The following is a 21,193-nucleotide window of genomic DNA, read 5'->3' on the forward strand; positions in this document are numbered from 1 at the left end:
CTCACAACGTCACTCCGGTGGTGTAGGTGATGGTCACGGTCCCGGTCTGGGCGGCGATGATCAGCGGGCCGGCCAGCATCGCGTCACCGTCGCGGGTCAGCGACCAGGTGACCGACTCGCCCTGAAACAAAGTGCTGATGCCGTCGACGGTGGTGATCTGCCCGGTGCCGCCGTGCGCGGTCGCGGTGACCGACTGCAGCAACGGCACCCCGGCGGCCGACCACGACTGCGCTGGGGCGAGTTGCGCCCGGCGGGCTTGCACACCATGGGCCGGTGAGGCGCCTTCGACCGGGCATTCGGTGGTCGGCGCGACCGGCGTGTACGGGCCGGCCAGGTCCTCGGTGTAGGTGCCGAGGCTGGTCAGGGCGCCGGTGCAACCGTCCACGCTGATCAGCTCGACGTAGGTAGTGTCGCCCAGGCCGTCGCCTGTCGTGTCGTCCCACCGGCATTCCTTCAGCAGGTGCGTCGGGCACTGCGCCGGTGGAGCGCCCTCCACCGGGCACTCGACAGGCGCTACCGGCGTGTACGGGGCCGACAGGTCCTCGGTGTACGTCCCCAGGGAGGTCAGGCTGCCGTCGCAGCCGACGCCGAGCAGCTCCACGTAGTCCGTGTCGCCGATGCCGTCGCCGTCGGTGTCGTCGCAGCGGCACGCCTTGATGACCGACTTGGCGGGGCACGGCTCCGTCGGGCAGCACGAGCCGCCGCCAGCGGCGGCCGTGCACTGGCCGACGTCGCCGGTGACCGTGTACGGGTCGCCGTCCAGGGTCGTGTCCGCCGTCGAGATCGTTTCACCGGTCTCGCAGTCAACGACGACCGTGCGGAGGAACTGCACGGCGCACCCGTCCAGCTCCGCTGAGATCATGAACTGGTCGGCCGTCCACGCCTTCGGCGCGCTGTGGAAGGTCTCCAGCCACAGGGCGACGTACAGGTCTCCGCTCGCCAGGTCCTCAGCGGTGACCATGGTGCTCGCCGTCAAAGTCTCCACGTGCCCAACCGGGGCGTTGAAGAGGGCGTTGTCGGCGGCCAGGAGCGTGGTGCCCCGGTAGATGCGCAGCGAGCCGTCGTTGCCCGCTCCTGGGTTCGGCCCGTTGAGCGTGACCCGGGCCGAGACGGTGAGCGCACCCGTCGCCCCGGCGCAGTTCGCGGGCGAGGCAGTGACGCGGCCTGCCGCTGCCCGGTAGACCTGGATGCCGTCACCGGCGGAGGCGTTCGGGTCGGCCGGGTAGTTCAGTGTCCCGCCCGACCACAGCGCCGAGTAGACGCCTCCCAGAGCCGGGAAGGCCGCCCCGAGGTTCAGGTCGGCTGCCGCCGCGTCCACAACGGTCGGGGTGACCGGTGTCGCCGTGGTGGTGACGTCACACACCATGAGCGTCGTGCTGTCGCGGCACTGCCCGGTGGTGTTCCCGCAGGCCGCCAGGATCGCCCCGGCCGGCGGCGTCACCGGGTCGCCGGTCGTCGGGTCGGTGAAGCGCAGCTGCGTGCGATCGCCGGTCTGGTCGTCATAAACCAGCTCCACGAGCGCTTGGCCAAGGACGTCGCCGCTGGCCTCGTCGACGAAGCACATCAGGTGCGTCTCGACGTCCAGGCGCACCTCCGGGACCTCGGCGGGTGGCTGGCACACCCCCACCTCGCCCAGCACCGTGTAGGGCGTGGTGCCGTCGAGGGCGGTGTCCGTGACCGTGGTGGTCACACCATCGCAGTCCCGGCACACGGTCCGCAGGAACGGCGTGGCCACCGCCTCGGTGACCCACGGCTCCTCCAGGCTGACCTGGAGGAAGCTCAGGCCGCTGCCGTCCCCCGACTGCGGCTGGAGGATGAACTGCTGCCCCGGCGTGTCATACCGAAGAACCGTCTCGTCCGCGCCCGTGGACGCCGGGCCGCCGGTCAGGACATTCCCGACCAGGACGTGGTTCGGGCTCAGCGACTCCACGACGTAGCCCGGCGTGTTGATGCTGATCGTCTCGCCCGGGGCCAGACCCTTGATGCCGAGCCGCATGTAGACGGGCGCACCGACCTGCCACTGCTGCGCCTGCGGCGGCACGGTGATCCAGTAGCCCGGGTTGGCGACCCATCCCCCCTGGTTGACGCCGACACTCACGTACGGCCAGTCCGGGCTGCCCAGGCCGCCGCCCCCGTTCGGCAGTATCGAGATCGGCACCTGCTCGAACGAACTGTTGTCGATGCCGGTGTCGCACAAAGGCACCGTCTGGCAGTTCTGGCATGCGCTCTCGGAGGGGCAGACACCAATGTGGGTGCCGCCGGGGAGCGCGACGGGGCCGCCGGTCACCGCGTCAACGAAGCGCTCCGCCACGGCGGCACCAGCAGCGTCGTAGACGACCTCCCGCCGCACGTGCTGGATCACGTTCCCGGTGGCGTTGTCGATGACGCACAGCGGATACGTCTCCACATCCACGCCAAGCGCCGGAGCGCACACCTGAACAGTCCCGGCCGGGACGTACGGGGTGATGCCGTCCAGCTCGGTGTCAGCGGTGCTGGTGACCGCCCCGGCGCAGTCGTAGACGAGGTGCCGCAAAAATGGCGTGCTGGTGCCGTCCGTGGCGACGTCACATAGCGGCAGGGCCTCACTGTGCCCGCACGGCTCCGTGCCGGTGCCAGCGGTAGGCCCGCACACGCCGACGGTGCCGGCCGGGGTGTACGGTTCCCCGTCGAGCGTGGTGTCCGTGGTGCTGGTGGCCTCGCCGGTGCAGCCCCGGCAGGTGGTGCGCTGGAACGGCACCGTCACCGGTGTCACGGCCATGAGGCCGACTGTCCGCAGCAACCCCGCGTTGCCCTGGCCGCTCATGTCGAAGGTCAGCGACGTCACGGCGGCGGGGTGCCTGAACGTGGAGTAGATCGACGCGTCGTTGTTGTCGGCGGTCGCGCACAGAGTCCTCGTCGCCGGGTCCCACGTGTGTACCGCGGCGAGCTGCACCAGCTCGGTGCCCTCGGGCAGCACCGCGCAGCTGTTCTGCCGGATGATCCGCACGGCCCATGTGGCCGTGACCGGCTGCGTGAACGTCCAGGTTTGTGGCCCGACGCCGTTCGCGCCGATTCCGAACCACGGATGCCCCCCGATTCGGGTAGCCCCCGTGATCGTGTAATCGACGCCGTTGGGCAGCGTGCCGGTCTCGCTGCCGGGGCCGCTCGTTGCGGCGCCGGGTACGTCGGCCGTTTCCGTGTTCGCGGGCAGGTCGCACAGGATGTGCGTCTGGCATTGGCTGCACGGCGGCTCCGGGCAGGCCCCGACCGTCCCGGCCGGGACGTAGGCGGCGCCGTCAAGGGTGTAGTCGGAGTGGCCGACGATCGCGCCGACCGTGTCCCGGCGGTAGTCCCGCAGGAACTCCGTGACCGTCTCATCGGCGGCGGTGTCACACAGCTTGACCAGGTCCTGCTCGGGCTGCGCCGCGCTGCCGCCGGGGCAGTTCCTCAGCTCGCCCTGCAGCGTGTAGGTGGTGCCGGTGGCGGGGTTGACCAGCCGCACCGAAGCGAGGCTGCCGTCAGGGTTGTAGGCGTACTCGACGAGGACCAGGCCGAGGACGTCGCCGGTGGCGGGGTCGGTGTCGCACAGCAGCCCGGCGAGTTCGAACGCGCGGGAGTCGCCGCACGCCTGCGTACCGACCGGCGGCGCGCCCGCCGACCAGGTGCCGGTGGTGAGGTTGATCCACCCGTCCTGGGTGATCGTCCCGGCGCAGTCTCGGGTGAGCACCACGGCGATCGGCGTGCCATCGGCCAGGCACAGGCCCAGGGTCGCGGCCGGGGTGGTCTGCTCGGCGCACGGCTCGGCGCTGCCGCTGGCGCACACGCCTACGGTGCCGGTGACGACGTGCGGGGTCTGCCCGTCGAGGGCCACGTCTTCGTAGGTGGCGGTGCCGGCCAGGAACGTGTACCGGCGCAGGAACGGTCCGGACTCGTCGCACAATGTGACCGTTTCGGACTCGGGGCAGCCGTAGGTGCATTCGACCGGCGTCACCGGCGTGTACGGGACCGATGGGTCGTCCTGGTAGGTCAGCACCAGCTCAGCGGAGCCGTCCGCGCGGACGCACCACAGTTCGCTGTAGGTCTGGTCGGCGGTGCCGTCCCCGTCGGTGTCGTCGCACCGCTGGACGCAGATCGTGTCGACGCACTCGGCGGAGCACGCCGAGCAGTCGCCCGCGGTTCCCACCACCGTGTAGGCGGTCGTGCCGTCCAGGGCGGTGTCGGTGCTGGAGGTGATCGCCCCGTCGCAGTCGCGCACCAGGTGTCGCAGGAATGGCACGCACCCGCCGCCCGGGGTCAGGTCGCACAGCTGGACCGTCGTGACGTCCAGGCACCCGCCGTCACACGGCCCGGCCCCGGCCGGTGCCGGACCAGGGGTGAATGCCCCGGTGGCCGGGTCTATCCAGCCGGCCGTCTCCGGGTTGCCCGCGGGGGTGCTGCCGCAGGCGCAGCCTGAGCGCACCACCAGCAGGATCGGCGTGCCGTCGGCCAGGCACAACGCCTGAGAGGTGATCGACGGGCTGCAGCAGCCCTCATCGGTACCGCCGCCTCCGCCGGGGGCGCACGGCTGAGGCTCGACCGCCATCTCAGCGGCCCTCCCCGCCCTTGCCGCGGGTCGCCCTCCGGCGAGATGCGGGGTGCGGGGTGCGCTCCGAGGTGGGCGCGGGTTGCGGCGTGAGTGAGGTGGCGGGCTCCGGCCCGGGGTCCTGGGCCGAAGCCGCCTGCTGCTCGACGGCGGCTTGGCCGCCCCCGCCCTCGTCGTCTCCGCCGTCGCCGGCGGGGGGCGGCTCCTGCCCCGGGGGCGGTGCAGCCCCTCGCATGGTCTGCTGCTCCGGGGCGGGAGCCACGTACGGCTGGCCATCGAGGCGGGCGCCCGCCAGGAGCTCCTCGGGGATGGCCGGAATCAGGGAGTCGGGGACGGCGAACTCGGTCACCGACACGGTGCGGATGCCGAGCGGGGCGGCCCACCGCGCGAAGTCGCGCCGCAGGTCTCGTCGCGGCCAGATCTTGATCACGCGGTCTCCTACGGGCAGCACAGGCACAGGTCGACGAGGACGGCTTCGACCGCGCACGTCGTGGACGGCACAAACGTCCGTTCAGCCAGCACCAGGCGGTCGTTGTTGCGGATGTTCACCGAGGCCGACGCGGTACTCGGGATGACGTCGACCGGGCCGCGGCGGACCACGACCGGGCCGGAGGCGTACAGCCACGCCTGCCCGGCCGGAGCAGGGCTCCCGTCGGGGCCGGTGTTGACGGCGTAACCGGCGCCGAGGACGACGCAGTTGCCCATCCACGTCCGCAGCCGCGACCCCTGCTGGACGAGCTGGTGGAAGCGGCCGAGCAGCGCGGCCGCGCCCGCCGGGACGTGGATGACGCCGACGCCTCCGTAGTCGGTCGCCAGCCAGCCCTCCAGGATCGAGATGCCCTGGCTGACGGACACCGCCCCGGCCGCCGGGGTCCGGTCGACGGCTTGCCCGGCGAGGACGTTCTGCCAGAACCACTCCTCCAGGGCGCGGCCTTCACCCTGGGACAGGCCTGCCCGCGCGTGCTGTTCGGCCTCCGCGTAGCTGAAGCCGGGGGCCGAGCAGATGGCGCCAGCGTAGATCGTGACCGGGCCGGCGGTTTCCGAGTCCGGACGGTCGAACGTTTTCGGGCCGGGCGCCGGCAGCGGGTTGCCGGCGTCGTCGGTCGGGCACCAGTCGGTCGGATGGGCTTCCTTGCACGACAGCGACACCCAGTCGACGCCGAGCAGCTCGTGGGGGTCTTCGACGTCGAGGATGGTCGTGCAGCCGTTGAGCAGCCCGTGCGGCAGCGGCGTGCCCGGGATGGCCTGGACGCGGCGCCTCATGCCGGGGTGCGGCATCGTTCCACCTCCTCACGAGGTCGAGGAGCACCAAGGCGCGAAGGCCGCGTACCTGGCGCGATCGTTGGAGGTGCGGTCAGGCGATCGGGCAGGCCGCCGTGATCTGGGCGGCGGTGGCGCCGTTCGGGCAGATCGGGACGGTGACGAGCCGCAGGTCCGGACCCCGGTTGACGAGCGCCACACACTCCTCCGAGAACAGGGCGGTGTAGTCGTTCGTCGAGAACTTCGTGCTGTCGTGGATGACGCCGAGGCTGATCTCACCGCCGCGGCCGGCCTGCAGCGACCCGGCCACGTAGATGAGGAACTGCAGCTGGGCGGGCCAGTCCAGGGCCGGGGTGAGGCCGCCGATGTCAGCCGGGACGGCCGGGCCGAGGCCGCGCGCCCACTGGATGCGCACGCCGAGGGTGGCGAACAGCTCGACGAGCTCCTGGGTGCGGACTTCGTCGAGGCGGCGGCCGTTCTGCCGCGCCAGGTCGGCCAGCATGAGGCTGCGCGACCACCAGGGCAGCGTCACCTCGATGTTGATGCTGTCGCACAGCGAGTGCCGCTCGACCATGTCGGCGGCCTGCAGGGCGATGGCCGCGTAGATGGCCGACAGGGCGCCGAAGGTGGCGGCGATGGTGACCGGGGTGGCCTGCGTCAGCGCCTGCTCGAACAGGTGCTGGCGGATGCGCAGCTCGTGGGCGACCATGACGTTGCGCTGGTACCAGGCGACCAGCTCCGGGAAGTGGCGCTGGGTGAGGATGCCCGACTCCAGGCAGACGCCGATGGCGTCGCATCGGACCTCGATCGGATCCGGGCAGGGGATCTTGAAGCAGGGCTTCGTCGACCCGGCGATGTCGTCGGCCTCGGTGTGCACGAACGTCATGCTGGCCACGTCGAGCGACGGGATCGGGAAGTAGCGCAGGCCGCCGCGGGCGAGCTGGATTTCCGGCAGGTCCCACAGCATCTCCGGGCAGGCGATGCTGGTCAGCTCGTACACCGTTTCGCTGGGTGCGCACCAGCCGCCGGAGGCGACCAGGTCATCGCCGGACAGGCGGGACTGGTCGGCGGCGAGGATCACCGCGCGGGTGCCCTCCGTGCCGCTGGAGGAGTCGTTGATGATCAGGTCGTGTTGGAACGGCAGCCGGTAGGAGGCGGTCAGGCCGACGCCGCCACCAGCGGTCTTCAGCGCGTTGGCGCGGCGGATGATGCCTTCGGTGACGCCGTCCATGTCGAGCGGCTGGCCGGGCTGGTAGCCGGGCACGTCCACACTGGCGGTGATCTCCGGGCCGGGGGGCGGTGGCGCCGGCAGCACCGACGGCATGCGGCGGCGCACCCCGGACAGGTCCAGCGCCGGGCGGCGGGCTGGCACGTGCGCGGACGCGGTGACCGGCTCCGGAGCCGGGGCGGGCTCCGGCTCGACCGGCTCTTCGACCGCGGCCTCTACGGCGTCGGTCGCTGCCGCCTCTGCGGATCCTCCGCGCACCTGGGCGGCCAGCTGGTCGATCTCGGCGGCGGCCGCCTCGGCGGCGGTGCGGCGGTTCTCCTGCTCGGCGCGGATGTCGCCGACCGCCGCCGACAGGCGGCGCAGCTCAGTCAGGTCGTCCGCGGACACCCGATCGGAAGTGGACAGCGCATCGAACGCGGCGACGGCACCCTCAAGGAGCGCAGAAAGTTCGCCGTCGTCCAGGCTGGTGATGTCGTCGGGCAGCTCGAACCGCTCCACGGTCTCTCCTGGGTCAGTCGGAGAGCCCGGCCCGCGGCCAGCAGCTATCTAGGCAGGTAGCGTACCCGTACGGTGTCCTTTCGAGCTTCCACCTGTTACGCCTCGCGTGCGTGTTGCTGTACCACCAGAAAGGCGAAACGCCCCGACCTGTGAGGGCGGGGCGCCGAAACCCAAAATGCGCGTATTTGACGTGAAGGTCGCTTATGCGCAGATGGTGATTTTGTTGACGGCCATCGGCCTGACGAACTCAAGATCTTGGATGACGTCGGTGAGTTTCGTCTCCAAGGTGTAGGACTTGGCGCCGAGACTCACCATGCCCTCAGGGGCAACCGCCTCACCGTAGGCGAAGGGCAGCGTGACGACCATGAGGTTGGCCACGGAGACGGCCACGTTGACGACATCACCATGCGGGTCAAGCTGATCCATGATCCAACCCACGGTGTCGGACATCACCGCGCAAATGTAAACCACTTCTCCGACGGCATTGACCGGAGCGGAAACCAGCCCTTCCGCTTGCTCCGCGTTCGCTGCGACAGCCCGACCAAGCACCTCGCACGTGACCTGCCGGACGTCCGCACACTCGTCGATGGCCATACGGGTGACCAGCTCGCCGCCAGCGACGTCGTAGTGGCGTTCGTGGTGCTCCTGCACCGTGAACGGGCCTGGCTGCTCGAAGTGGAACTCCAAAACCTCCTGGAGGTCGTCGCGAAGTTCCCTCAGGGTCGGACGCCCGTACAGCAGGCCCGGCGCCTGGGGCGACGTGGCATAAAGATCGCGGTCGTTCGAGCCCGCTCTCACGATCAGATGAATGATCTCACTGCTCACCACGCACCACCTTCAACGCCTCGTCCACATCCAGTCCTACCTGCTTGACCAGTATGTCTCTTACTACCCCGGGGGCGATACTCCCCCCGTGAAAGGCGAAGGTCAGCCTCCCTCTCCCTTCGCAGACAAGCTTCCGATGTGATCCTTTACATGCCACTTCCTCATATCCAAGAGCCAGCAATACGCGAAGCAGCTCTTGCGGTTTGAGCGAGGGGAACGGGTTGGGCACTTGTTGACGCCTCTCTGGTAAACCAGCCGCGCCTACCTTAACCATCACCCTCCGACATTGGCCCGAAACTCCCCGCAATCGGTCACTTATCGTGCCGCACGAGTGCTTTCCCTACGCCGAGGGCCGCTGATCTGCCGGTGGCGTGGCCTCGGGCGCCGAAGCAGGAGCGGTCATGCTGTCCGGGTAGCGCTGGCCGACCGCCTGAGCGGTCGACTGAGACGGACTCTCATAGACGACCTGGTCGGCGGCGTCTCTCACCTGCCACAGCGGCCGGTTCGCCCTGCGCCCCGAGCACGAGCAGCCCATCAGGCGGCCTTCACCGTGACGGCCAGGCCCTGGGCGAGTTCGGCGCGGACCGGGGCGAGCTCAGCGGACAACGCCTTGATCTCGGCGCGGGCCGCCTCCCGGCGTTCCATCTCGTCGACCACCGCGGGGGCGAGCGCAGCCGCCAGCCGCTCGTAGTCGATGTCCGGGGCGAGCGCCGCCGGCAGGGGTGCGGCGGCCGCGGTGAGCGCCAGGTTCGACCGGCCGACGACGGCGGACGCGGCCAGCCGGGACGGGTGCCCGGGCACGGGCACCGACAAGACGGCCCGCAGCGACCACTGCCCGTTCGGGTTCTGCCGCATGTGGTAGCTGGGCTGGCACGCCTGGAACACCATCCGGTCCCAGTCCGACAGCCACGGCGCGGCCGCGCCGGAGAACCACAGTCCCCGCTTCGACATCCCCACCGTGATCACGGCGGCGACGGTGCGGGTGTCGTCGAACTGGCAGCTGGCCGTCTCACACTCGGCGCCGTCGCGGTGGTGGCCAGCATTCATGGTCATCGCGCCGACTCGCACCGTGGAGCCGTCGTCGAGCTGGAAGCGTGCCCGCAGGAACGTCGTCAGGTCGAGCTCACCGAGGCTTTCAACGGTCAGCTTCCGGCCTGGGAACGCCTCGTGCGGAACTCCGGCCTGCGCCACCCACCCGTAGACGCGGCCATCGGCGTAATGGACGCCGCCGGAGCCCGGCGGTAGCTCCTCGGCCGTCGGCTCACGAAACCAGGCCGAGGGCAGCGGCGGCATCGCCTGCAGCTCATGCCACGCCGACGCGGTCAGCGGGTCCAGCAGTTCCTGCGGCTCGGCGGCGTCGCACTCCTCGCAGTCGCTCGCGGCCAGCCCCGGCCCGGTGGCCTCGACCGGGTCCAGGGTGATGCGGGCCTGCGCGAACGCGGGCATGGTGACCAGGGTGGCGCCGCGCAGCCTGGCCTTCGTGATGCGCATGACGAAGTCGCCCGACGCCTCGGAGAACAACACCTCGCCCGACTTGGTGTCGTTGTCGCCGGCGGCCGCGGTGAGGATCCCGGCCGCCGTCAGCGCCGCCTTCAGCCCGTCGCCGCTCATCGAGCCCTGGTCACCGGTCGTCCACTCCACCACCTGGGTGGCGCGGATCGACCAGGCCCCGTCGGGAAGCTGCATGACCGACGCCGCCTTGAGGGAGGCGAGCAGGATCACGCCGTCGTCTTCGGCTGCCCGCTCCGGGGCGGGGCGCCGGTCGATGAACTCCATGTCGACGTCGTCCAGGTCCACGCTGACGCCGAGCGGCGCCCCCTGCTCCAGCGCCTGCAGGGCAGCTGCTCCCGCTTCCATGTTCGGGTAGATGACGCCGGAGCCGGGGATGCGGCCGCCGTCGCGGCTCACCTGCTGGATGGCGCCCGCCAGGATGGCGCCCTTGTGGCCGCCCTGCATCTCGTCGGCGTACTGCAGCGGCCAGGAGTCGCCGTCCCAGTACAGCGACCGCGGCGCGAAGATCCGGCCGTCGCCGGTCTCCTGGTTTTCGAACGCGAGCGCCGTGTCTCCGGGCGTCGACCAGCGGCGCGGCGACGGGACAGCGGCGGCGGGCAGGTCCTGATCGGGCATGGTCTCTCCTTCGGTGGCGGACTTTCCGAGCGGAAGGTCAACGACGTCGCCGGCGAACGCCACCCGAAGCCGATCGAACGTGATCGGCCCGGTGCGGTCGGCGAGGTCGGCGACTTGGGCCAGGTCGTCGGTGTAGGTCAAGGTGACGTGCGGCACCCACGGCGCGTGCTGGTCGGGGTAGGTGAACACATCCCCCACGGTGGAGGCCACCGCCTGCCGCACGGAGGCGAGGTCGGAGCCGCCCACGCCCACCACGATGCAGGTGTCCCGGTCGGAGGCGGCCGGGTTGAAGGCGCTGATGGCGAACGCGTCACCCCAGATCGGCAGGTCGACCTGCTGCTCGTCGCTCAGCCGGGCGACCACCCCCCGCACCTGGTCGATGATCTCCGCGCGCTGTTCAGGGGCGATGTCGCTGACGTCTCCGAGGAACAGCAACGTCAGGTGCAGGTCCTCACGGAGTTCGCCGCCGTCGACGGCGAGCCGGTCGAGGTCGGCCTGCGACGGCACCAGCGCGATCATGCCGCCGGTGTACGGCCCTCCGGACGCGGCGCTGATGTGGCTGTCTCTCACGATTCCTCGCTCCTCGAATGCGCGCACGATGTCGTTGATCTCTCGGGTGGACAGCCCTTGGCGGCCCTCGTCGTCGGCGGGCGGGTCGGCCTGGTCGTGGAAGGTCATGGAGCACCGGCAGTTCACGACGTTGCTCGCCGACGCCGTCGGGTCGCCGGGGAAGTCCAGGAGTTCCCCCCCGACCTGGAAGTCGGCGTCCAGGGCGACGGTCTGACCGTCGGCGCGGAAGTGCTCGTCACGGGTACGCAGGTCGAGGGTCGCCAGCCAGCTCTTGTACAGGGGGCGGGAATCACCCGGCTGGGAGCGGGCCACATGCAGCTGCGCCCAGTTCCAGGCGGCGAGCGTCTCGGTGCGGGCGATACGCGCGGCGCGGGCTTCGCCGAGCTGGGCGCCGCCCTCGGCGAAGGTAGCGTGCAGGCGGGCGCGCAGCCCGGCCATCGTGTCGCCGGCGGCGACCCCGTCGGCGAGCGCCTGCCGGGCGGCCTGCCACAGGGAGTCGCCGACGTCACGCAGCCGGTTCTCGGCCGCCGACAGGTAGGCGCGGACCGCGTCCGGCAGCTCCAGCGGCCGATGCAGGTATACGTCGACCAGGTCAGACACCTCGCCGGGACGGTCGGGCTCCTGCGCCTGCTCGGCCGGTGCGGGCTGGTCCGGCCCACCGGGTTCACCACGGGTGTCGTCAGAACGGCCGTTTGAGCGGTCGGCGGGGGCGTCGAGCGCCCGCCGGGCGGCGACGATCGCGGCGCCGAACACGGTCAGCAGCGCCAGCAGGATGAAGGCGATCACCGCCGCCCACAGGTCGGCGACCCGGCGGGCGTCGGCGTCATCGACCGGCTCGCCCTGGGCGACGAGCACGGCTAGGTCCTCCACGGTGACGGCGGCCGCCCGCAGGGAGGCGGCGTAGCGGTCGGCGACCTGGTCGAGCGCTTCTCGCACGACCCGCTCCACCATGGGCTCCAGCCCCGCCAAGGCGCGGGTGACGTCCGCGCGCTGCCCGGCCCGCACGTCATCCGCCATGGCGCGCCCCCACCCGGGTCAGACACATCGCGTACAGCAGGTCGCTCAGCTCCTCGTCGTTGAGCCCGTGCTGGGCCTTCAGCTGCTCGGCCAGCTCCCGGCCGCGGACGTCCACCCATGCCGCGGCCGCCACCGGATCCCCCTGCGGCAGGGGTGTGGCAGCTGCGGGCAGCGTGTCCGGTATCGCCTGCGACTCGTCGACGGGCAGCCTCTCCTGGTCGGCAGGGTTCTCGCCCAGCCCGTTGCGTTGGCGGCGGGCGGCGAGCTCCTCCTGATCGGGGGCGTCGTCGTCGTCGAAGCCCGTCTCCCTGCGGAGCGCCGCATCCGAAATCGCGCCGCGATCATGTACTTCGAGTGCGGTCTGCGGCCGGTTGGCCCGGACCCGCAGCGTGCTGGAGTCGTACCAGACCAGTACCTCGCCGGCGTCGTCGGCGCCTTCGTCTTCGAGGATGGGCCGGAGCCACTGGGTGGTCAGCGCGTCGGCGACGGTGCCCAGGCGCGGCTCCACCGCCAGCGTGATGGCCTCTTCCTTCAGTTGCCAGCCGCCCCAGTGGTTGACCTCACCGGTGCCGAGCAGGATCTCCGCCGGGGTGTCCAAGCCGGTGGCGAACCGGCGGATCGTTTCCTCGCGCAGCCGCATCGCCAAGTCGTCGAAATCCGATTCGAACGTCAACCGTTCGATCTTGCCGATGGCGTCGGCTGGCACCTCCAAGATGATCGGCACCGCAGCGGCCGCGCTCTCAGGGTCCTTGTAGGCGGTTTCGGCGACCTGCATGAACACTTCAAGCAGATCGTCTTCTTCTCCGTCGAGCGTCGCCCCGCCCTTGGTCGGGAAACGGGTGCCGTGCGGCACCAGCAGCACCCCCCGGCCGGTCAAGCGGGATCGGGCGATCGCCGCGACGGCAGCGTTCAGCAGCCGCAGCTCCTCCAGCAGCGTCAGCGACGACCGGATGGGCGAGTCGGCCTCGATGTGGCGGCGAGGGTGGGCGTCCCATACGCGGATCGCGACCGGCGCCATCGGGTCGTCGGGCTTGCTCGGGTCGTGCGGCGGAATTTCCACCAGGTCGCCGTCGATCTCAGCTTCCAGCGATTGGCCTTTGGAGGACATCTCCAGCACCGACAGGACCCGCCAGTCCTCGCCGCGCACCTGGCCGGTGCGGGCGTCCTCGATCGGCCGGATGACGATCCAGCCCTCCCCTGCGACCACCAGGTGGGGGCCGAATCCGGAGAGCAGCTCCGACTGCCCGGCCGGGCCGCCCGCGATGGAGGCGACCAGCTCGGAGGCGCGGTGGGAGTCGGGCAGTGGCGTGACCGTGCCGTCCTTGTCGCGTACCCCGGCGAACAGGCGGGCCTTGCCCATGGCGTTGCCGATCCAGGTGGCGGCGAACCGTACTTCCGGCGTGTTGTCGTAGTAGCTCCACGCCCTGTGCTGCCAGGTCTGGTCGGGTTGGGCGGTGCGGAAGCGGCGGGCTGTCCACCGCTGGGCGGCCGCGACGAGCTCGCGCGCCACCTTCTTCACGGCGACCCGCCGGGCTGGAAGCTGGTCACGTCACGGGCTCCCGTTTGACGCAGGGTGCCCGGCCCTCAGCTCAGCGGCGCACCGCTCAGCCTAGCGTCCAGCCTCCAGCGGCCCGGGCAAGGCGACGCACCCCAGAAGCCGAGGCGGTCGGCAGTGAGGGGACGGTCAGGTCGGCGCCGCGGACTTCACCGTCCGCGCCGGCAGGCGCCGACTCGGCGAGCGGGAGCACCCCGGTCAGGCAGCGACCTGCGAAGTGATCGGCGCGCGGGCCGCGAAGTCCGCAGCCTGAGCGCGGAGTTCAATGATCTCGGCCGTGTGGTGCTGGTTCGCAGCGGACAACAGGGTGTTGAGCCTGGCCGCTACGAGGGCTGACTGCAGGCCAGCGCTCTCCAGGGCCTGGCGGCCGGCGGCGGCGGCCCGGTCAAGGTCGCCCTCATCGAGGAGCGCGGCAGCCAAGCCGATGAGGTCCATCGTCTGTACCCGGTCGAACCCTGGCCTGCGCAGCCGCAGCGCAGCGTCGAAGTGAGGGCTGGCGGGGTGCCCACGGTGGCCGAGGTGGGTGAGATCGCGGGCGCTGACAGCTCGGGCACCTGCGTGCTCGGCGTCATCGAAGTAGGCGACCCACTCGGGTCTGTCCGTGACCCGGGCGAGGAGTTCGTCAGCGTGACCGAGATGACGGGCGGCTTCACCGGGCCGTCCCAGGCCTGCGTGGACGCGACCGGTCTGGGATTGCACGAGCGCCTGCACCGCCACCTGGCCGTCGCGTTGCGCGCGGGCCGCTGCGAGGTCCAGCAGCGCGAGCGCGTCATGCAACCGCCCCAGGTAGATCATCTGGTGTGACATGCGGGTGGTGATCTCCGCTCCGCGACCGGGTACGCCTGCCTCACCGGCGGCGTAGAGGGCGTATGACCAGTACCGCTGCGCGGCGCCGTAGCGTCCGGCGTCGTGGCTGGTCCATCCGGCAAGCGCGGCCAGGTCAGCTGTGGTGGCGAAGACGCGGACGCGAAGACTTTCCGGGACGCCGTCTTGGATCTGGCGCATGACTTCCGCGAGCTGGCCGACGATCGCAGAGCGGTACAGGGCGCCGCCGTGCGCCGATTCCAGCCGTGCGAAGGCAGCGGTGACTTCCTCCAGGGCGGCGACGGTGTCGGTGCCGAAACCAGCCTGGCGGCGGCTGAGAGGACGGCCGACCGTCTCAAGCAGGCGTGAGGTGCTGGCGATCAGCGGGGCACCGACGACGAGGTTGAGGACTTCACGGCGATCAGGCATCAGCAGGTCCATCCGAGTCCATCTGGCCAAGGTCTCCGCAGCGGGTTCTCGTAGCAGCGGCAATTCGATGGTATCCAGTGGCAAAGCGACAGTCATCAGACCAAGGTCACTGGGTGTTAAGGACCGGCGCAGCTCCTCGGAGAGCACGTGGGCCAGCAACTCGGGGACAGGCGGGCGGGGCTGCTCCCCGTTCAGCCACCGCCGCACCCGCGTGGTGTCCGGGGCGACCTGGCGGTATCCGCGGTCCCTGGCCAGGGCACCGACCCTGCGGCTAATCTCTCCCAGAGACAGGCCGCTGGCATCGACCCACGCCTGCAGTTGAGAGTTCACGGTGTTTCCGGCCATCGCTTCCCCGCAGTCTTCGTGACTCAGGATGAGGTTTTCGCCACCTTCCGCGACCCTCAAAGTACTGGCCCGGGACCTGGTCCGCAGCGGATTCTTGAGCCGCACCGAAGTTGTGGGACGCCCGGAAACGAACCGTCGTCCTTCATCTGCGCGGCGCTCATTCCCCCGTCCGAAGGGTTCCATGCCGTGGATACTCATCTGCCTGATCCAGACGTGTTCGCTGACCTTCGTCCTTACCTGGACTACCTCAACGGTGCTCGTGTGCTCGTCACCGGCGGCGCGGGGCTCGTCGGCAGCCGCATCGTGCGGCTGCTCGCCGCCGTCGGCGCCGACCCGGTGGTGCTGGACAGCATGGACGCCTACCCGCATCCGGTCCGTGGCCTTTTCGGCCTGAACGAGGGGACGAAAATCGTCCTGGGTGACGTTCGCGAAGCCGCCACCGTCCGCACGCTGGTCAGCAGCGCCGACTACGTCATCCACGCCGCCGCCTACGCCGATGTGGCCGCCTGCACGAGGGAGCCGGCCACCGCGTTCGCCGCGAACGTCCACGGCACGCAGACCATCCTGCAAGAAGTCCTGAACGCCCCCTCGGTGAGGCGGCTGGTGTTCATCTCCTCGGCGGCGGTTTACGGCGACAGCTCCGCCGACACCGGAGACGTCGCCGAGTTCACCGAGGAGCAGCCCGCGCGGCCGATCTCGGTGTACGCCAACTCCAAGCTGTGGGCCGAGCACCAGGTTCGGCTGATGCTCGACGGCAGCTACACCGAGTACACGGTGCTGCGCTACTTCAGCGTCTATGGCGACCCGCAGGTGCCCAAGCCCGGCTCGCACTCCTGGATGGTCGCCTGTCTGGCCATGTCCGCCCATCTGGGCCTGCCGCTGCAGTTGAACGGCGGCGGACATCAGGTGCGGGACATGGTGCATGTGGAGGACATCGCCCGCGCCACCGTGCTGGCGCTGCTCACCGACGGCGCCGCCGGCCAGACCATCAACGTCGGCAGTGGCATCGCGACGTCGGTACGTCAGATCGCCGAACGCATCGCCACCCACTACCCGTCGGCGCAGCTGGTCAACGCGCCCCGCCCGTTGGGCGACCCGCTGGGCGCCTACGCCTCGACCACCCGCAGCCGGACCCTGCTGGGCTGGCAGCCGCGCATCACCATCAACGACGGCATCGACCGGTACGTGGCGTGGCTGCAGGCCAACCCGGAAGCGATCCCGCCGTGGATGAAGACCAGCGCGGTCGCGGCTGTCGCCTGACGGCACGTCACCACCTCAGGCCCCGCCGAGCAGTAGGCCCGCGCGGCGGGGCCCACCAGCTTCGACCACGCACCCCCTCCCCTTCAGGTCTGAGCGTCCTCGGCGGCCGCGCCCCCGCCGAACACCACCGGCTGCAGCACACCCTGCTCGACCATCACGGACTTTCAGGAGAGGACCATGACCTCGCAGGCGCCGAACAGCGCATCGCTCAGGGAACTCGCCGAAAAGCGCCTCCTGCCAGACCACCAGATCATGGACCAGGACACCCTTACCTGGCTCATCCGGCGCCGGCCCATCGTGGGAGCCGCCCCTGCCCTGCCGCACAGGCCGCTTCTGCTGATGCCGGAGGTCGTCTGGTTCGCGGACCCGCTGCTCACCGACTCCATCCACGGCATCCGCCACGGTGCCCGCGTCTGTGTCCTCGCGTCGCTGCTCGCCCATGAGCACGGCCTGAGCCGCGACGACACCGCGGCCTTGTGCACGGCCGCCGCGGTGCACGACTGCCGACGCCGCGACGACCGCGACGACCCCGAGCACGGCAAGCGGGCCGCCGACTGGTTCACCCGCAACAGCAGCACCGTGATGGCCGCGTTCGGCCACCATGTGCCCGCCCACGCCGTGGCGTGGGCGGCCACCGCCATCGGCCTGCACAACATTCCCTACAGCGCCTTCACGTTGGCCGACACCCGCGCCTACCAGCAGGACCCTCTGCTCGTCGACCTGCTGAAGGCCGCCGACTGCCTGGACCGCTACCGGCTGCCGCTCCAACGCTGGTGGCCCGACCCCTCACACCTGCGGATCGCCCTCCCCGGCTGGCTGCCGCCGATCGCCTTCGACCTGATGGCCGGAAGCGAACAGGCCCGGCTCGACGGCGCCACCCACCGCGAAGCACTCACTCACGCCCTGTACACCCTCAGCAACGGACGGCAGAACCGCCATGCGCGACGCTGAATGGGACTACGCCCACACCGACTACACCGACTACACCGGCCCGGCCGCGCGGCCCAGCCCGGCTGGACTCGCCGACAGCGAAGCCGACTGGCGTAGCCTCCACCTCGACACCCCCAACGGCTGGCTGCTGCGCAGGAACGCGATGCTGGAGACGCTGACCAGCGGGCAGCCGATCCACCTGATGCACGTCACCACGGCGCTGGACGCGATCCGCTCCAGCGGGCAGCTGTACGCGTCGGCCGGCTGCCTGGTGGGGGCGCTGTACTGCGCCCCGCTCACCCAGGAATCCGGCGGTTTACGCCCCCACAATCTGGGCGCCTACCTGCTGGAGACGAAACACGACACCCGGACCATGGTCATCGAGATCACCCCTGATGGGCCAGTGCCCGCCAAGGGGCTCGACTATCTGCGGCTGGGCGGCATCCACCTGCGCACCTACCTCAACCACCGCGCCTTCCTCACCGACGCCGAGGACGCCCAGCTGCGCCGGACAGCGGTGAAACGGGTCCGTGCGGCGGCCGGGTTCCTCGACGTGGTGCTGGCCACCGCCTGCGGCAGCTCCACCCCGGACGCCGAATTCATCGACCGTCTCGCCGCCGCCGTGCAGGACCTGCCGTTCTTGGGTTACCTGTACTTCGAGGTGCTGTCGGAGTATCTGATGCTGCACTCGACAGCCCCCCAGACCAAGGCGTACGCCGAGGCGTCCGGGGAGATGAACAACCGCCTGTACAAGCAGCTGGCGTTCTCCGCTGTGGCCAGCATGGGCCGCCTGTTCGACCTGGCGCTCTTCGGCCCAAACCATGACCAACTGGTGCATCTTGTCGGGCAGGTCGAATCCGGTTTGGCGCCGGGCGCGGCCAGCTACGTCCGGCGTCGCCTGCCGCACCTGTTCGCCTGCCTGGCCCTTGCCCCGTCCCAGGACGCGGCCTCCGTCACCTTCCAAGGCTGCGACTTCGACACGCTCGCGGCGGCCGCACCTGGCCTGCTCGGTCAGCTCCTCTTCCGGGAGATGCGACGCCTCCAGCGCTACCCGCAGCTGTTTCCCCTGTTCGAGCAGGCCAAAGCCCTGGAGGTGTACGACTACTGGAACACCCACAAGATCCCCACCCCGTTCAACGGCACGCTGCCCAAAGGGGAGATCGGCGTCAATCCGGCGTCGCCGGCGGTGGCCAGCTGCACGGTGTGGGAAGCCGAGACCTGTGAGCGGGGTCTACTCCACCCGGTGCAGCAACTCGACGTGATCTTCGTGCCTCGTCTCACCGACCTGCGCAGCACCGCTCTGGGCAGGGCCGCGTTTCCTCGCGGCGGCTGACCAGCGCCGCCGCCCCTTCACGCCGGGCCGCCGCCCCACCGGCGGCCGCCCGCACCTGCACGACTTCACCCACCCCATCGGGAAGGATTTCCGTTGCGTATCGTCCTGCTCGGCGGCGCCGGCTACCTCGGCACCGTCGCCACCCCATACCTGACAGGTCTCGGCCACCACGTCACCGTGGTCGACGGCCTGATCTACCACCGCGACGACCACCCGCACCGCCTGATGCCCACCGTCTCGGCCTTCGTCAACGCCGACCTGCGTGACCCTTCGGCGTTGCGCCACGCGATGACCGACGCCGACGCGGTCGTGCATCTCGGCGGCCTGGTCGGCGAACCGGCGTGCGCCGTCGATGAGCGGCTCGCCGTCGAACTCAACTACGCCTCCCCCGTCATCGCCGCGAAGATCGCCGCCGCTGTCGGTGTCCCCCACTACGTGTTCTTCTCTTCCTGCAGCGTCTACGGCAGCCGTGAAGGCACCGTCGACGAAGACACCGCCCCGAACCCGCTGGGCATCTACGCCCGCACCAAGGTCCTGGCCGAACAGCGGCTGGCCTCCCTGCTGGAGGGCCGCGCCGACCTGACGGTGCTGCGGCTGGCGACCGCGTACGGGCGCTCCCCGCGTCAGCGCCTGGACTCGGTCGTCAACCGCATGACCGCCCAAGCCGTCACGACCGGCCGTATCCCGCTCAACGGCGGCTCGCAGCGGCGCCCCCTGGTGCATGTCGCCGACGTCGCCCAGGTGCTCGCCGCCACGCTCGACACCCCCGCCGGGCAGCGAACCTTCAACGTCGGCTCCGACCGCGAGAACTTCACCATCGCCGAGATCGCCGAAACCATCGAAGCGGCGGTGCCCGGCTCACGCATCGACCGCGGCCCCGAACGCGACGAGGCAGACGCCCGCGACTACCGCACGTCCTTCGCCCGGCTCGCGGCCGCGTTCCCCGGCGTATGCGGCACCCAGCTGCGTGAGGGCGTCAACGAGGTCGCCGAAGCGGTGGCCACCAAGGAGGTGGGCGACCCCGACCTGCCCGAGTACGACAACTTCAAGGGCCTGGTGGCGTCCCGCGAAGCCGGGCACATCGGCGCCCTGCGGTCCGCCGAATGCGAACACATGTACGGCGAGTACGCGACCGCCGAATGGAGCGCACGATGATCCCGCCCGTTGAAGCGCCGCTGCTGCTGCCGTGGAACCGCCCGTCGATCGGCGACGAGGAGATCGCCGAAGTCATCGACACTCTCCGTTCGGGGTGGCTGACCCACGGCCCCAAAGCGACCCTGTTCGAGCGGGAGGTGCGGGACGCGCTCGGCGTCGAGGACGCCTTCGCGGTGTCGTCGTGCACCGCAGCCCTCCACCTCGCCTTCCTCGCCGCCGGTATCGGCGACGGCGACGAGGTGATCACCCCGAGTCTCACCTTCTGCGCCGCTCCGAACGCGCTCCTGCAGGTCGGGGCCCGCCCCGTGTTCGTCGACGTGGAACGGGCCACGTTCAACATCGACCCGCAGGCAGCCGAAGCCGCCATCACCGACCGCACGAAAGCGATCGTGGTCATGCACTACGGCGGGCACCCGTGCGACCTGCGCGCGTTCCGCAAGCTGGCCGACGATCACGGACTCCTGCTGATCGAGGACGCCGCCCACGCCCTGCACGCCAGCCGCGACGGACAACGCGCCGGCAGTGTCGGCGACCTGGCGGTCTTCAGCTTCTACCCCAACAAGGTGATGACCACCGGGGAGGGCGGCATGCTGGTCGGCCTGAGCCGGCTCGTCCAGCATGCTCGCCTGCTGGGACGGCACGGCATCGACTCGTCGGTGTGGCAGCGGCACGGCACCCGCAGCACCGCCGACTACGAGGTGGTCGTCCCCGGCCTGAAGTACGTGATGTCCGACGTCACCGCAGCCCTCGGCGTCCAGCAGTTCCGCAAACTGCCCGCCTTCACCGCTCGCCGCGCCGAGATCGCCGACACCTACACCCGGGCCCTGACCGGCCTGCCGGGCCTGGCGACGCCGACCGTCCTGCCCGGGGTAGAGCCCGGCTGGTTCCTCTACTCGATCTTCATCGACGCGGACAGCGCGCCGCTCACCCGCGACGAAACCGCCCACCACCTGCTGGCCGACCACGGGATCGCGACCAGCAAGCACTTCACCCCCGTCCACACCCTGCAGCTCTACCGCGGCACCGCCACCCGCCCGCTGATCGTCACCGAAACCGTCGCGGCGCGGCAGCTGTCCCTGCCCTGCTACCCCGCCATGACGTCCCAGGACGTGGACCGGGTCATCGCCGCCCTTCACGCCCTCTGGGAGCGCTGACCGGGCAGGCGCCCGCCCGCGCAGCTCGCAGGCGGGCGCCACACCCGATGCGCATGTGGCTGACGTTAAAACACGGCGACGCTAGGGTGAACCGGAGAAGAACCACTGCCTCGCCCATCCCTCAACAGGTCGCGCAGAGCGC

General features: G+C 70.6%; 14 protein-coding genes. 5 read left to right on the forward strand and 9 right to left on the reverse strand.

The genetic code is table 11. The features are described 5' to 3' along the window. Nucleotide 1 precedes the first annotated feature (1 nt). The 9 genes from AB0F88_RS16870 to AB0F88_RS16910 form a co-directional block, all read right to left on the reverse strand. On the reverse strand, nucleotides 2-4,561 hold the full coding sequence (locus AB0F88_RS16870; protein WP_362683881.1) for a hypothetical protein: 4,560 nt from the start codon (nucleotides 4,559-4,561) through the stop codon (nucleotides 2-4). Nucleotide 4,562: 1 nt separating this feature from the next. Next, the gene (locus AB0F88_RS16875) at nucleotides 4,563-4,991 is read right to left on the reverse strand and encodes a hypothetical protein (protein WP_362683884.1); all 429 of its coding nucleotides are present in this window, start codon (nucleotides 4,989-4,991) and stop codon (nucleotides 4,563-4,565) included. Between the two features lie 8 nt (nucleotides 4,992-4,999). Further along, nucleotides 5,000-5,839 carry a hypothetical protein gene (locus tag AB0F88_RS16880; protein WP_362683887.1) on the reverse strand — a complete coding sequence of 280 codons (840 nt, stop codon included), beginning with the start codon at nucleotides 5,837-5,839 and terminating at the stop codon, nucleotides 5,000-5,002. Nucleotides 5,840-5,915: 76 nt separating this feature from the next. Continuing rightward, nucleotides 5,916-7,547: a major capsid protein gene (locus AB0F88_RS16885; protein ID WP_362683890.1), complete on the reverse strand. Its 1,632-nt coding sequence runs from the start codon at nucleotides 7,545-7,547 to the stop codon at nucleotides 5,916-5,918. A 201-nt stretch (nucleotides 7,548-7,748) separates the two neighbouring features. Then, nucleotides 7,749-8,372, reverse strand: a complete 624-nt coding sequence (locus tag AB0F88_RS16890; protein WP_362683893.1) for a hypothetical protein — start codon at nucleotides 8,370-8,372, stop codon at nucleotides 7,749-7,751. After that, entirely contained in the window at nucleotides 8,362-8,646 is a 285-nt protein-coding gene (locus AB0F88_RS16895; protein ID WP_362684361.1) for a type II toxin-antitoxin system HicA family toxin, read from the reverse strand. The genes AB0F88_RS16890 and AB0F88_RS16895 overlap by 11 nt, the downstream gene beginning before the upstream one ends. A 260-nt stretch (nucleotides 8,647-8,906) precedes the next feature. Then, a complete protein-coding gene (locus tag AB0F88_RS16900) occupies nucleotides 8,907-12,086 on the reverse strand; it encodes a phage minor head protein (RefSeq protein ID WP_362683896.1) in 3,180 nt (1,059 codons plus the stop codon). Then, nucleotides 12,076-13,605 carry a hypothetical protein gene (locus AB0F88_RS16905; RefSeq protein WP_362683899.1) on the reverse strand — a complete coding sequence of 510 codons (1,530 nt, stop codon included), beginning with the start codon at nucleotides 13,603-13,605 and terminating at the stop codon, nucleotides 12,076-12,078. The genes AB0F88_RS16900 and AB0F88_RS16905 overlap by 11 nt, the downstream gene beginning before the upstream one ends. Nucleotides 13,606-13,839: 234 nt before the next feature. Next, the gene (locus AB0F88_RS16910) at nucleotides 13,840-14,886 is read right to left on the reverse strand and encodes a hypothetical protein (protein ID WP_362683902.1); all 1,047 of its coding nucleotides are present in this window, start codon (nucleotides 14,884-14,886) and stop codon (nucleotides 13,840-13,842) included. Between the two features lie 546 nt (nucleotides 14,887-15,432). Here AB0F88_RS16910 and AB0F88_RS16915 point away from each other — a divergent pair. From AB0F88_RS16915 to AB0F88_RS16935, 5 genes are all read left to right on the forward strand, one after another. Next, a complete protein-coding gene (locus AB0F88_RS16915) occupies nucleotides 15,433-16,479 on the forward strand; it encodes an NAD-dependent epimerase/dehydratase family protein (RefSeq protein ID WP_362683905.1) in 1,047 nt (348 codons plus the stop codon). Nucleotides 16,480-16,656: 177 nt separating this feature from the next. Then, nucleotides 16,657-17,430, forward strand: coding sequence for a hypothetical protein (locus tag AB0F88_RS16920; RefSeq protein ID WP_362683908.1), 774 nt, complete (start codon nucleotides 16,657-16,659; stop codon nucleotides 17,428-17,430). After that, on the forward strand, nucleotides 17,417-18,742 hold the full coding sequence (locus tag AB0F88_RS16925; protein ID WP_362683911.1) for a hypothetical protein: 1,326 nt from the start codon (nucleotides 17,417-17,419) through the stop codon (nucleotides 18,740-18,742). Before AB0F88_RS16920 ends, AB0F88_RS16925 begins: the two co-directional genes overlap by 14 nt. Nucleotides 18,743-18,835: 93 nt before the next feature. Beyond that, on the forward strand, nucleotides 18,836-19,897 hold the full coding sequence (locus AB0F88_RS16930; protein ID WP_362683914.1) for an NAD(P)-dependent oxidoreductase: 1,062 nt from the start codon (nucleotides 18,836-18,838) through the stop codon (nucleotides 19,895-19,897). Continuing rightward, entirely contained in the window at nucleotides 19,894-21,051 is a 1,158-nt protein-coding gene (locus AB0F88_RS16935; RefSeq protein WP_362683917.1) for a DegT/DnrJ/EryC1/StrS family aminotransferase, read from the forward strand. The genes AB0F88_RS16930 and AB0F88_RS16935 overlap by 4 nt, the downstream gene beginning before the upstream one ends. Nucleotides 21,052-21,193: the final 142 nt, after the last annotated feature.

The sequence above is a fragment of the Streptosporangium sp. NPDC023963 genome (assembly GCF_040639135.1).
Lineage (GTDB): Bacteria > Actinomycetota > Actinomycetes > Streptosporangiales > Streptosporangiaceae > Streptosporangium.

Excerpts from the sequence above, each read along its gene's own strand:
- AB0F88_RS16870 (WP_362683881.1), bottom strand. The coding sequence starts at position 4,561 with ATGGCGGTCGAGCCTCAGCCGTGCGCCCCCGGCGGAGGCGGCGGTACC.
- AB0F88_RS16935 (WP_362683917.1), top strand. The coding sequence starts at position 19,894 with ATGATCCCGCCCGTTGAAGCGCCGCTGCTGCTGCCGTGGAACCGCCCG.
- AB0F88_RS16920 (WP_362683908.1), top strand. The coding sequence starts at position 16,657 with ATGACCTCGCAGGCGCCGAACAGCGCATCGCTCAGGGAACTCGCCGAA.
- AB0F88_RS16910 (WP_362683902.1), bottom strand. The coding sequence starts at position 14,886 with ATGGACCTGCTGATGCCTGATCGCCGTGAAGTCCTCAACCTCGTCGTC.
- AB0F88_RS16880 (WP_362683887.1), bottom strand. The coding sequence starts at position 5,839 with ATGCCGCACCCCGGCATGAGGCGCCGCGTCCAGGCCATCCCGGGCACG.
- AB0F88_RS16925 (WP_362683911.1), top strand. The coding sequence starts at position 17,417 with ATGCGCGACGCTGAATGGGACTACGCCCACACCGACTACACCGACTAC.
- AB0F88_RS16900 (WP_362683896.1), bottom strand. The coding sequence starts at position 12,086 with ATGGCGGATGACGTGCGGGCCGGGCAGCGCGCGGACGTCACCCGCGCC.
- AB0F88_RS16895 (WP_362684361.1), bottom strand. The coding sequence starts at position 8,646 with ATGGTTAAGGTAGGCGCGGCTGGTTTACCAGAGAGGCGTCAACAAGTG.